10 protein-coding genes are annotated in these 12,910 nt (G+C 62.1%); 5 read left to right on the plus strand and 5 right to left on the minus strand.

Annotation, left to right across the window (positions count from 1 at the left end; all coding sequences use genetic code 11):
- Positions 1-175: 175 nt before the first annotated feature.
- Positions 176-562, minus strand: a complete 387-nt coding sequence (locus tag LZC95_25670; GenBank protein ID WXB00191.1) for a DUF4156 domain-containing protein — start codon at positions 560-562, stop codon at positions 176-178.
- Between the two features lie 463 nt (positions 563-1,025).
- Here LZC95_25670 and LZC95_25675 point away from each other — a divergent pair, with 463 nt between their 5' ends.
- A complete protein-coding gene (locus LZC95_25675) occupies positions 1,026-1,955 on the plus strand; it encodes an aldo/keto reductase (protein WXB00192.1) in 930 nt (309 codons plus the stop codon).
- Positions 1,956-2,423: 468 nt separating this feature from the next.
- Positions 2,424-5,234 carry a non-ribosomal peptide synthetase gene (locus LZC95_25680; GenBank protein ID WXB00193.1) on the plus strand — a complete coding sequence of 937 codons (2,811 nt, stop codon included), beginning with the start codon at positions 2,424-2,426 and terminating at the stop codon, positions 5,232-5,234.
- 2 nt (positions 5,235-5,236) lie between these two features.
- Here the strand turns inward: LZC95_25680 and LZC95_25685 are convergent, their stop codons facing one another.
- Positions 5,237-5,701: a VOC family protein gene (locus tag LZC95_25685; protein ID WXB00194.1), complete on the minus strand. Its 465-nt coding sequence runs from the start codon at positions 5,699-5,701 to the stop codon at positions 5,237-5,239.
- 63 nt (positions 5,702-5,764) lie between these two features.
- On the opposite strand from LZC95_25685, the gene LZC95_25690 reads away from it, so the two are divergent.
- Genes LZC95_25690 through LZC95_25700 form a run of 3 tightly spaced genes read left to right on the plus strand, consistent with a single transcriptional unit; the run spans position 5,765 to position 8,858 of the window.
- A complete protein-coding gene (locus tag LZC95_25690; GenBank protein WXB00195.1) occupies positions 5,765-6,745 on the plus strand; it encodes an extracellular solute-binding protein in 981 nt (326 codons plus the stop codon).
- A 9-nt stretch (positions 6,746-6,754) separates the two neighbouring features.
- Positions 6,755-7,942 (plus strand): AMP-binding protein, encoded by a 1,188-nt coding sequence (locus LZC95_25695; GenBank protein ID WXB00196.1) that lies wholly within the window; start codon positions 6,755-6,757, stop codon positions 7,940-7,942.
- Positions 7,943-7,967: 25 nt separating this feature from the next.
- On the plus strand, positions 7,968-8,858 hold the full coding sequence (locus LZC95_25700) for a class I SAM-dependent methyltransferase (protein WXB00197.1): 891 nt from the start codon (positions 7,968-7,970) through the stop codon (positions 8,856-8,858).
- Here the strand turns inward: LZC95_25700 and LZC95_25705 are convergent, their stop codons facing one another.
- Genes LZC95_25705 through LZC95_25715 form a run of 3 tightly spaced genes read right to left on the minus strand, consistent with a single transcriptional unit; the run spans position 8,859 to position 12,903 of the window.
- Complete coding sequence (locus LZC95_25705; protein WXB00198.1) at positions 8,859-10,370, minus strand: aldehyde dehydrogenase family protein; 1,512 nt, start codon at positions 10,368-10,370, stop codon at positions 8,859-8,861. It lies immediately after the preceding gene.
- On the minus strand, positions 10,367-12,556 hold the full coding sequence (locus LZC95_25710; protein WXB00199.1) for an AMP-binding protein: 2,190 nt from the start codon (positions 12,554-12,556) through the stop codon (positions 10,367-10,369). Before LZC95_25710 ends, LZC95_25705 begins: the two co-directional genes overlap by 4 nt.
- The gene (locus LZC95_25715) at positions 12,553-12,903 is read right to left on the minus strand and encodes a YciI family protein (protein WXB00200.1); all 351 of its coding nucleotides are present in this window, start codon (positions 12,901-12,903) and stop codon (positions 12,553-12,555) included. Before LZC95_25715 ends, LZC95_25710 begins: the two co-directional genes overlap by 4 nt.
- Between the last annotated feature and the right edge of the window lie 7 nt (positions 12,904-12,910).

Raw genomic sequence — 12,910 nt, forward strand, 5'->3', positions numbered from 1 at the left:
GCCGAGGAGCTTGCAAACGTCGTCCACAATCGGTCACACCGCGTTCGCCCCAGGGTGCGCGGATGCCGGCGACGGATCCCACTGTGGCGTCATACGAAACACGATAAACACAACCTGACTCGCCAGCAGGTGAAGGTGATCGGAATCGATACGCAAAAGTGGATACGGCGTTACGCTAAGGCTTGGCCGCCTCGGTCTGCGTCGGTTCGGCGGTGGGGCAACGGTACGCCGTCGCCGAGATGGTGGCCGTCGTGGTCGTTCCTTCGTGTTGACCGAGAGTCGGCGGGTCCTGCTGGACGTAGTTGGCCCCGCGCGCTGCGGCTTTGTTTCGCAGATCGTTTTGAGCATATTCGATCAGAACGTCATTCGAAATGTTCGAACCGATCAAGCTTCCGCCTCCGTGCCCGACCAGCTGTGCAACCTCGGTGCAGTTCGGGGGCGGAGCACTTCGAGCGACGGTGACGCGCGCCCCTTGGGGGCTCAGCGCGGTCGAGGCGCAAGCCGCAAGCGAGGATGCCGCAAGAAAAATACAAGCTCGATACGTATTCAAGCGAGAAATCATTGTGACCTTTCCACGTTAGGAAGATGGGAAAGGACATCGCAAGCCACGTGCCCCGTGCGCATTCACCGGTGCACGAGCAAAAAATACGGGCCGCGATCACGCGTTGCCAATTCTCGTTGTGAGGCGGAAAATTCACATGGAGAAGAAGAAGAAACCGCCAGGGCGCCAAAAGAGAGGCGCCAGGATCGCCAGGTGAACCAACAATGAACTCTCATTTTTGGGGATTTAGTGTTGGTTCAGTTGGCGATCCCTGGCGCCCCTGGCGTCCTGGCGGTTTCCTTCTTCCTGTTCGAGAATCGTGCTCGCCAGTGCTCGCCCATTTGGGGTCGGGCTTCTTCGAGATATCGAGGTTCGCGCCGATCCCAGTGAACTCGAAATTCACACTGCGTGAATCCGCGCCATCTTCCTTCATCATCACGCGGGTACGACGGTCCTGGACACCCGCTCGTGTATGCTCGAGCCAATGACTCGTATTGGAAACACCGATTTGGACGTATTTCCGCTCGCCCTTGGAGGCAATGTCTTTGGTTGGACGGCGGACGAGCCAACGTCTTTTGCTATTTTGGATGCCTACACGGCAGGTGGCGGAAACTTCATCGACACGGCCGATGCGTACTCGGCGTGGGTCCCCGGCAACACGGGTGGCGAGTCGGAGAGCATCATCGGCAGGTGGCTTTCGCAACGTGGACGGCGGCATGACCTGGTCCTCGCCACCAAAGGGAGTTCCCACCCCCAGTTCAAGGGGCTGAGAAACATCCGGGCCGCTGCGGAAGCGTCGCTGCGCCGCTTGGGGACCGATTGCATCGACCTCTACTACGTGCACGAAGACGATCCTCGAATCCCGCTCGAAGAGTTCCTCGTGGCGTTGGACCGGTTGGTCCATGAAGGCAAGATTCGTCATATCGCTGCGTCGATCATCTCGGCAGAACGGCTGGCCGACGCGCTCGCTTTCTCGACGCGCGAAGGGCTCGCGAAGTTCGTAGTTCTACAGCCGCATTACAATCTCGTGGAGCGCACCGCATACGAGAGTTCGCTGCTCGACGTAGTCGCATCGCACGGTCTGTCCTCGGTGCCGTTCTTCGGCTTGGCGAAGGGATTCCTGACGGGCAAATACCGGCCCGGCGTGGCGATCGACAGCCCGCGCGCGCCCGCAGCCGGTCGATACCTCGCGACCGAGCGGGGACTCCGCGTGCTGGCCGCGCTCGACGAGGTGGCGAACGCGCACGAAGCAGAGATTTCGACGGTCGCGCTCGCGTGGCTGGCCGCACAGCCGACCGTGGTCGCACCCATCGCAAGCGCACGCAACGTTGCGCAGCTACCCGCCTTGCTCGCCCTTGCAGATTTGAAATTAACCGACGCCGAAATCGCAAAGCTCACGACGGCTTCGGCCTGAATTCGGCATTCCCGCGCTCGAATATCGAAATGCAGATTTCGCAATTGCACGACGATAATTACTTATGGCGCGTTCGGCAGCGTCACTACTCGAGCGCACGACGCATTGGCGCCTCCCATCTATTTGGTCCAATAGTTTCATATACATCGCACTGCCCGCTACCGGGTTATGCGAATCGATAGATCACACTTGATGGTCGCATTACCGGGTGGTACCTAATTCGCCCGTTGTCGCTGGCGATGGCGTTCGCGATCCGTGGCGAGGCCCCGAGTCCTTGGCATGCAAGCGCGGTGTGATCTCGCCTCCTGGTGCGAACACGCGCCAAATCGCTGCAAAGAATCAAAATCATCACCGTTGCTGCGTAAATACCATTTCACGCATCGTGGCGCGAATTGCAACGGATTACCAAAGCAACAATCTCGAGAGACTTCAAGGAGGGGGGCCGCAGGCTCACGGAGAAAATCATAAATGGACGCATCTGCAGTATCGATTTCCCATTCACCAGCGTTTTTCCCGACTTCCCGCTCCGAGCACAAAGAACAACCCCCGCAGCCCGCCAACCTCGCCGAGCTGCTCCTCCGCGTCACACGGAGGTATCCGCGCACCGGAATATGTCTGATATCCACCGAGCGCGACGGGAAAGCCGAGCTTCTGAGCTACCCCGCGCTGCTCGACGAGGCACGGCGCATTCTCGGCGGTTTGCAGGCGTACGATCGCGGGCCTGGGGCCAAGATCGCCCTCTTGTTGGAGCGAGCGAGCGACTTCATTCCCGCGTTTTGGGCGTGCGTCCTGGGAGGATACGTCCCCTGCCCGCTCGTCCCGATCCGAAATGATGCGGAGCGCTGGGCAAAGCACTTGGCGCATATCGATACGCTGCTCGAGAAGCCTCTCTTCATTTCGACGGGCGCGCTGGTCGGCGACCTGCCGGGTGTGCAAGCGGCCGACCTCGACGAGCTGCGCACCGGCACACCACGAGACCACGTGCACGCGGCAAAGCCACACGATCCTGCTCTACTCGTGCTCACGTCCGGCTCCACGGGAAACTCCAAAGCCGTCGTGCTCACCCACGGCAACCTCATCGCGTCGATGGCGGGCAAGAAAGAGCGGCACGAGCTCACGGCGGCCGACGTCACGCTGAATTGGATCTCATTCGATCACGTGGCGGCGCTCCTGGAGATGCACCTGCTCCCCCTCTACGCAGGCGCCGTGCAGCTTCACGTCGACCCCGCCGTGATCCTCGCCGATCCGCTCATGTTTCTGCGCTTCATGGATCGCTACCGGGTGTCGGTGACCTTCACGCCGAACTTCCTTTTCGGACAAATCAACGCCGCCCTTTCCTCCGCCAAGCACGCCGACGACAAAGGGCAAACGCACGTCCTCGACTTGTCGTGCGTGAGGCACATCATTTCCGGTGGCGAGGCCATCGTCGTCGAGACCGGACGCCGCTTTCTCGACTTGCTCGAGCCATTCGGACTCTCTCGCAAGGCGCTCTGGCCGGCGTTTGGCATGACGGAAACGTGCGCGGGCTCGGTCTTCTCGCGCGAATTTCCGGAGCGCGACGAAAATCGTGAATTCGCATGCCTCGGTCTGCCGATCGCCGGTCTGCAAATGCGCGTCATGAATGATGACGGACTCTCCGTTCCCGATGGCGAATCCGGCGAGCTCCAGCTGCGCGGCCCCATGGTGTTCGGTCGTTATCACAACAACGAAGAGGCCACCCATGGCGCCTTCACCCCCGATGGCTGGTTCCGAACCGGGGACTTGGGTCGCATCGAAAACGGACGCCTCCATCTCGTCGGCCGTAGCAAAGACAGCATCATCGTCAGCGGCGTGAATTACTTCAGCCACGAGCTCGAGACGGCTTTGGAGCAGCTCGACGGCATCGAACGCTCCTTCGTGGCGGCATTTCCGACGCGCCCGAAGGGGGCCGACACCGAGCAGCTCGTGGTCGCATTCGCTCCGACATTTGCGTTGGATGACGAAGCGAAGCTGCATCAGCTCACCATTGCGGTCCGCAACACCGTGATCATGCTCTGGGGCTTCCGGCCCACGCTGATCCTCCCGCTGCCCAAGGGTGCGTTCCCCAAAACGAGCCTTGGCAAGATCCAGCGCTCCCTTCTGCGCAAACGCCTCGAGGCGGGCGAGCTTGCCTCCCACGAGGCCCACATCGCCGACGTCACGCGCCGGCAGCTCGGAGGGTACACGCCTCCCGCCGGCCTCACCGAAACCGCGATTGCAGCCATCTTCGCCGAACTCTTCGGACTCGATCCGAGCACGGTGAGCGCGACTGCGAGTTTCTTCGATCTCGGCGGCACGTCCCTCGACATCATCAAGCTCAAACAGTTGCTCCAGGAGCGTTTGGGCTTCGTCAACGTTCCCGTCATCTCCATTTTGCAGAATCCCACCGTGCGCGGACTCGCCAGCCAGGACGAGAAGGAATACGACCCGATCGTCCCGCTGCAAATGACGGGAACCAAGACACCGCTCTTCTGCATCCACCCGGGCGTGGGCGAGGTTCTCGTCTACGTGAACCTGGCCAACTACTTCGTCAACGAGCGCCCCTTCTACGCGTTGCGAGCGCGTGGATTCAAGAAAGGCGAGGCGTACTTCACCTCCATGGAGGAGTTGGTCAGCACCTACGTCGATGCCATTCGGAAAAAGCAGCCCCACGGTCCTTACGCCATCGCGGGGTACTCCTTCAGTGGCCCCGTGGCGTTCGAAATCGCCAAGGTGCTCGAATCGCAAGGAGAGCGCGTCGCGTTCGTCGGTAGCATCGACATGCGGCCGCACATCGTGCAGCCCGGAAGCGACTTCTTCGACGAAGTCGAGACCACCGTCCTCCTCGCGTTCTTCCTGTCCCTGATCAACCGGAAGCAGATGGACGAGCTGCCTGCACAGCTTCGAGCCGGACTGCCGCACCAAGATCCGTGCGCGGCCATTCTGCAGCTCGCACCGCCGGAACGGGTGGCGGAGCTCGATCTCGACCTTCCCAAGCTTCAAGCCTGGTCGGCGCTCGCGCACTCGTTGGTCCTGGTGGCCAAGAAATACGTCCCAACCGGCAACGTGGAGTCGATGACCGTCTTTTATGCGGAGCCACTCTGGGGCACCAAGCAAGAATGGTTGAGCGATCAGCTCAAAAACTGGGACGCCTTCACGCGTGCTCCGAACCGGTACATCGAAGTCGGTGGCGAGCATCACACGCTGATGGATCCCAAGCACGTGGCCACCTTCCAGGCGGTGCTTCGAGCAGAACTCGATCGCGCCCTCGACGGCCAATGACCTCAGCGGGGTGAGCGGATCTTGCCCGCCACCCAATCCGTCCACTTCGGGCGTCGCTGCGCATCGACCAGTTCCAGTCGAACGGCGCCGCGACGCACGAAAACCACCGGAATGGCACCATCCGCACCGTAGCAATGGGCTTCCCACTCGAACCCCTTCGACTCCAGATCGGCCGCCATCCGCAGGGGCTCCTCCGCCCACAAGCCGATATGGTGAACGTGGTCACCGGGCTGCGGGGCCCACAGCCCCGTGCCCTCCGCCTCCAGCAGCTCGAGGTGGATGGGCCCGGACCGCGAATACGTGATCCTCGCGGAGAATGGCGCGTCGCCGTCCTTCTGTTGGACGCGCGGATAGAACGTGGCGAGCGGGGGCAAGAATGTCAGGCCGAAGGCCGACTCGTAGAACGATATGGCCGCTTCGAGCCGAGGGACGAGTATTCCGTAATGAAACATGCCGGGAAAAGCCATGCGCGGGTCCCCTGACGGTAGCACTTCCCGACCGGCGGGGATTCCAAAATAGAGATCGCAGTCATGACACATGAAGAATCCTTGTATTTCTCTGCCAAGAAGGAACGCCGCCTCGACCTCTATGCCTCGGGCCCGTCATCGATTTACAGAGATGCCATTGGACGGTTCGAAGATCGATTTCCGGGCATCGAGGTAAATCTCACGAATGGTTACGCCGGCACCTTGGCAAGCAGCATCGATGCGCAGCGGAAGGCCGGCGCCGTCGAAGCAGATCTGGCTCTGTTGCAGTCCATTCAGGACTTCGAAAGATGGCGCAACGATGGGCACCTCGAGCCATTCGAGCCGCCCGGCCTCGAACGAATCCTGCCTTCGTTCAAGGCCCCCGATGGCACATGGGTCGGTACCCAGGTGTACGGGATCGTCTATGCGTACCGCTCCGACGTGCTCGACGCGGATTCCGTTCCGCGGTCGGCGTTGGACTTCCTCGATTGTCGATTCGACGGAAAGATGATTTCCGGCGCTCCCCATCGGGACGATGTCGTTCTCTATTTGTATTACACCCTCGTCGAGAAGTACGGCTGGTCATTCATGGATCGATTGATGAAGAATCGGCCAACCTTCGTCGAGGGGCATGCCCCCTTGGCCCGCGCGCTCGTCGAGGGTGACTTCACCGTAACCCTCGATGCGATTCCTTGGCTCTGTCTTGCCGACAAGCGCCGTGGGGCGAAGGTCGACATGTACATCTCCGACGAGGATGCCATGCCGATTTGGGCGCAAACGGCAGGCATTTTTCGCGGTGCAAGGCATCCGTGCGCGGCGAAGCTGTTTCTGTCCTGGTACCTCTCGCAGGAGCAACAGGCGTCGATGGCCCGCGATGGAACATGGTCGCCTCGCGACGACGTTCCACCTCCGGAATCGTTGCGCCCCCTCACGCATTACAAGCTCGCGGACGGTTTTCGCGAATTCATCACCAACGAGCGCCTCGTCTGCGAGTTACGAGAGCGCTTTCAGTCGTATATCGAGCCGAGTGCCACCCCTCGCTAGGAACCCGCCATGACGAATACACACATCGGAGACCTTCTTCCGTGGGCCGCTCGGCAACACCCGCACGCGGGCATCGTTCTCGTCTCCGAGGAGCACGAGAACGACGCGACCCTGATCACCTACCCGCAGCTGCTCGAGGACGCGCGCCGCATTCTTGGCGGATTGCGCGCCGCCGGGCATCGACCTGGCCGCCGCGTCGCCCTCGCGCTCGAGCGCCCCGGCGATTTCATCCCGGTGTTCTGGGCCTGCATCCTCGGCGGATACATCCCATTTCCGCTCATGCCCGCGCGTCAGAATCCGGCGCAATGGAGCGCGACACTCGCCTATGTCGACGCTCTGCTCGATACCCCGCTGCTCGTCACCGCGGATACGCTGCAGACCCTTCGAGCCGCCCCCGCGCAGGATTTCGAGTGCACGGCAAAGCTCTCGGACCCCGCGTTGCTCATGCTTCTTCCCGAGCCGGCCGATGCACCAAAGGCGGTCGTTCTCTCGCATGCCAATCTTCTTGCATCCATGGCATCCAAGGCGGAACGGCTGGAGCTCACGGCGGCCGATGTCACGCTCAACTGGGTCCCGTTCAATCACGGCGCCGCGCTCCTGGAGACCCACCTCTTGCCGCTCTATCTCGGCGCCACCCAGGTGCATTCCGGCCCCGCCGCCATCTTCGCCAATCCTTTGCGCCTTCTGCACCTCGTCGATCGCCACCGGGTTTCGATGACCTTCGCGCGAAACACGGTCTTTGCCCAGATCGTCGCCGCACTTGGCTCCCCGGAAGCTGCGCCGCTGGCGGTCGATCTATCGTGCGTGCGGCATATCGTCTCCGGAGGCGAACCCGTCGTCGTCGAGACGGGGCGCGCCTTTCTCGAACGGCTCTCAGCGTGCGGTTTGGCACGCACGGCGCTGCGCCCCGCCTTCGGCAGGCCGGAGACGTGCGCCGGATCGATTTATTCGAGTGAGTTCCCCGAACGGGACGCGAACCGCGAGTTCGCATCGCTCGGATTGCCCCTCCCGGGTCTGGAAATGCGCGTCATCGATGGGGAATTGGAATTGCGCGGCCCAATGGTCTTTTCGTCCTATTGCAACGACGCAGACGCGACGCGTGCAGCGTTCACGGCCGACGGATGGTTCCGGACGCGAACCTCGGGATGCATCGAGGATGGGCGATTGCGATTGGTCGACCCGACGAAGTTCGAATAACGACGAAGTACCAGGAGACACCGCCATGGAAACAGGACGCCCGAGTGAGACTGCACGACTCGCCGCTGTGATGCGTGCGGCACACCGCCTTCTCGACCACCCCCCGTGGATCTTCGAGGACGGCTTTGCGGCGCCCCTCGCCGGAATCGACGACGAAGCTACGTTGCGGGCATCGGTGAGTGCTTTCCGAGAGGAACTCACGCGTAGGTTCTCGTCGGATTGTGCACATGCTTTGATGCGCCACATCCGGGCCGATGTGACGCTTCGTGCGCGTTACGTCGAGGACGAGCTCGAGAAAGCGATGCAGCGCGGTGTCGCGCAATACGTCATCCTGGGCTCTGGGCTGGACTCGTTCGCATACCGCAGACCGGATTTGGTCGGAAAACTGCATATCTTCGAGGTGGACCACCCGGCGACGCAGGCCAGAAAACAGGCGCGCCTGCGGGAGTTGGGCACAGCGTTGCCAGCGCACGTCACCTTCGTCCCGGTCGACTTCGAACGGCAGTCGATGAGGGAACGACTTTGCGAATCGGGATACCGCGAAGACGTTCCCGCGTTCTTTTCCTGGCTCGGTGTCACGTGGTACCTCACCGAGGATGCCATCGTCGCGACGCTGAAAGAAGTCGCGCACGCCGCGAGCGGTAGCGAAATCGTGCTCGATTGTGCGCTGCCCAAGTCGCTTCTCGACCAAGGGCAACGGGAGATTCTGGCCATGCTCGGGTCCTTGACCGCCACCCACGGCGAGCCGGTTCGGACCGAGTTCCAGCCCGTTCGCATGGTGGCCCTCTTGCGCGAGGTCGGATTTTCGCAGGTGCAAGATCTCGGCGCCCACGACATCAATGCCCTTTATGCGAAAGCGCGCATCGACGGGCTTCGATTCCCCGGGTTGCTGCATTTGTTGAAAGCGACATTGTAATTACAAGAGATCCGCTAAGCGGCCGAGCCAGCGGTGGCGTTTGAAGGCCGCGCGAAACACCGTACGGAATCCATGATAGGTGGCGGCCGAATAGGGGAACATCAGCGGATTGCGCTCTGGCAATTGGATTCGCGGATGATTGATGTGGCGCGCATGGCACATCGCCCGAAGCGAATCATCGGAGTGCACGCGACCGTAGCCGGAATCTTTGATGCCACCGAAGGGAGCTTCCGGCGCCCCGTAGGCGAAGAGGACCTCGTTGATCATGACGGTGCCTGCCTCCACGCGGGCGGCGATGGCGCGGGCGCGCGTCATGTCCCGTGAAAAGACGTACGCGTTCAATCCGAGGTGAGAATCGTTGGCGATGCGAAGCGCTTCGTCCTCGTCGCGGACCTTCATGATCGGCACGATGGGGCCGAAGATTTCCTCGCGCATCACCGACATGTCGAGGGTGCATTCGGTAAGAATGGTCGGCTCGAAGAAGGTCCCCGGACCGGCCACGCGCTTTCCGCCCGTGGCCACCGTTGCACCGTGCGCCAGGGCATTCCGGATGTGCGCTTCGGCGATCTCGGTCTGTTTCGCGAAGGTGATCGCGCCCATGTCGACGTAATTCGAGCGCGGATCGCCCTGCCGCAGCTCGCGTGTGAGCGTCACGACCCGATCGACGAGTGCAGGATACACGCTTTCATGCGCCAGCACCCGCTCGACCGAAATGCACAATTGACCCGAGTTCGAGAAACCGCCCGCAACGATGGCCCGCGCGGTGCGTTCGATGTCGCAATCGGAGCACGCGATCAGCGGCGCCTTGCCACCCAGTTCGAGCACGCACGGGATCAAGCGCTCCGCGCATGCGGCACCGACACGCCGGCCGCCGCTTACGCCGCCGGTGAAGATCACCTTCTGCACGCCCGCGTCGATCAATGCGGCGCCGGTCCGCGCGTCGCCAGTCACCACCTGGAATAGATCCGGAGGGAGCCCGGCGGCATCCAGAATTTCTTTGGCCTTCAGCAGAATCAAGGGCGTGAGCTCCGACGGCTTGACCACCACGGCATTGCCGGCGACGAGCGCCTCGATGACGCTCCCCATCGGGATGGCCAACGGCACATTCCATGGCGAGATGACACCAATGACGCCCATGGGCACGTGCGTGACGTAGCTGCGGAGCCATTTCATATGGTGCAGCTCGATGGACTGGTCGGCGAGGATCCGAGCGGCATGTCGCGTGAAGTAATGACACGCGTCGACGACGAAAAGGACTTCGCTCAAGGCCTCGTTCTTCGGCTTTCCGGTCTCCGACACGAGGAGATCGACGAGCTCCTCGTCGTGCTCGAGAAATGCGTCGATCACTCGGGCGACCCGTTCGGCGCGGGCCGCAACGGACAGCTCGCCCCATGGGCGCTGAGCCCTGCGCGCGCGTTCCACCGCCGCGCGCACGTCGCCATCGTTCATCTGCGGGGCTTCGCCCAAACGCGTTCCATCGATGGGCGAGCGAACCAAAAGATGGTCATTCATGACGTCGACCGCGTATCGAGGTGGGCGCGTAAAGCATCTGCGGCTTCGTCTTCCGACATGTCGTCGATCTCGAGGTCGACCAACGTCGGAGCTTCCGATGGGGTCGGAATCGAGATGTTGCCTCGAAGTTTTTCGCCGAGGAGCGCTCCGAGCTCTTTCAAAGTCGGATAACTGAAGAGAACGGCCGGCGAAAGATCGAACGGGAGCTGGCGAACGAGCTCGCCGCAGAATCGGACGCCGGTCAGCGAATCGACCCCGAGCTCGGCGAACGACTTGGTGACGCCAAGCGTGTCCTCCGGTACCCCGAGCAAGCTCGCAAGAAGCCCGCGCACATTTTCGGTGGCTCGTGCAGCCCGTAGCTCGCCGTCGCTCTCGCGTTCGATGGCCGCGAGGTCGATGCTGAAAGCGGCGGTGTCGGCCCTGGGAGCCGTGCCGCTTCGCGCTGCGATTCCGAGCGAGGCGGCGTCGAAGAGCTGTTTGCACGTGACGCGCGAGACTTTGCCCATGCCGGTTCGCGGAAGCTGCCCCGGCGACAGGAACAGAATTTCGTGAACGCGGACTCCGAACTCGCGTGCGACGACGCCGCGAATGGCGTCGGTTCCCTCCTCGATGCTGTGGGGTGCTTCGGCGCCCCGCGGTTCGGTCGCGATGAGGAGCTCCTCGACCCCGTTCACGTCGCTGGAGAACGCGATGGTGGAGTTCGCGCCGAGCCATCGGAGGGTCCGTTCGAGCGTCGCCTCGATGTCTTCCACGTAGTGCTTTCGCCCGCGCACGACGATCACGCCTTTTCGCCGGCCGGTGATGAAGAGGTGGTCCTCGTAGATGGCTCCGAGGTCGCCGGTGCGGAAGAACGGCCCCTTCGAATCGGCGGTCTGCGCGCGATAGAGCTCTTCGGTCTCCTCCGGCCGATTCCAATAGCCGTCCATCGTATAGGGCGTCGCAACCCAGATTTCCCCGATCATTCCCTTTTTCAGGATTTCGCGCGTCTCGGGGTCGACAATCTCGATCCGAGCACCGGGGAGCATGAAACCGGACGACGAAAGCAGCGGGATCCCTCCTTCGGAGGCCTCCTGCAGACGCCCTTCGCCCATGGCGGTGCGATCGAAACATCTCGTTTCGCCGGCGCCGATGGATCCGGTGATGTATCCCGTTTCCGACGTGCCATATCCCGCGATGAACAGTTTCGGACGAAAACCGCTATCGCGAAATGCTTCCGTGAATGCCTTCAAGGTCTCGGGGCGTACCTTTTCGCCCATGCTCATGACGTGCGTCCAGCAGCTCAGATCGAGTTGCTTGCGTTCGGCTTCGGTGGTCGAAGAGACGCACCAATCGAGCGCGAAGTTGGGTGTCACGGCATAGACCTGTTGCCCCGCATGGCGGGAAATCGCCGATAGCCAAAGGACCGGCGAACAGGCAAACGCCGCCGGCTCGATGTACCACCCGGGCATCTTGGCCCCGGTGAGGCATTTGATGAGGAAGCCGTATCCGGCCATCGAATGGGTGAATGGAAGCCATGTGACTTCGACGTTCGGCTGCCCGAACGGGCTCTCCGCCGAGCTCGAAGCGATGAATGCCCCCGCGACCCTGAGCAAGCTGCCGTGGGTCGCGCGCGTCCCTTTGGGCGCGCCGGTCGATCCCGATGCATACTGAATCAGGGCCACATCCTTCACCGTCGGCGTATCGACCGACGGCGCATCGCCCGCCACGCGCCCGAAAAGGTCTTCGAGGTCGGGGAAAACCCACTTCAATTTGGCGCCGAGTGCGCGCGTGGTGGGATCGCTCTCGAGCGCCGCCTTCGTGACCGGTGACGAAATGCAAACCGTGGCACCCGAATCGGTGGCCACGTTCGAAATGCGCATTACGTTTCCCGCCGGCCGCCCGGGCCCCGGCGGATCGACCGGGACCGCGATCAGGCCGGCATAGAGGGCACCCCAGAGGGCCACGCCGAATTCACGCCCCGAATCGTAGGCGATCAGCGCTCGCTCCCCGGGCGCCGCGATCCGAACGAGCTCGCGCGCGAGGTTCGTGGCCGCGCGATCGAGCTCGGCGAAGGTGAGCGCCACTTCGCGTCCACCGTCTTCGATGAAGGTGGCCATCGCCTTGTCGGGGACGGTCGCCACGTGATGGCGAAACAACTCGATGGCGTTGTTCGCGGGCGGTAGCAGCTTGGAAAGATCGACGCTCATTTCCCGAACTCCGACACTTCCCGCACTTCCATGGTGCCGTACGAAGCCCCGGGGCACTTGGCAGCCCACGCGAGCGCTTCGTCCTTGGAATCGACTCGAATGAGGTAATATCCACCGACGGCAGACGGCTCACCCCAAGGGCCGTCGACGACGGTGCGCTCGCCATTTCGAACCTGGACACGCGAGCCTTTGCTCGAGGGCTGGAGCGATTCGACCGCGAGCAGAACGCCCGCATTCTGCATTTCCATGGTGAAGGCCATATATTTACCGAATATTTCTTCTTTGTATTGGGGCGTCGAGTTGGCCCATGCCGATTCGTCGCTGGTCACGAACATGAAATAACGCATTGTCGAT

The organism is Sorangiineae bacterium MSr12523, assembly GCA_037157775.1.
Taxonomy (GTDB): Bacteria; Myxococcota_A; Polyangia; order Polyangiales; family Polyangiaceae; genus Pendulispora; species Pendulispora brunnea.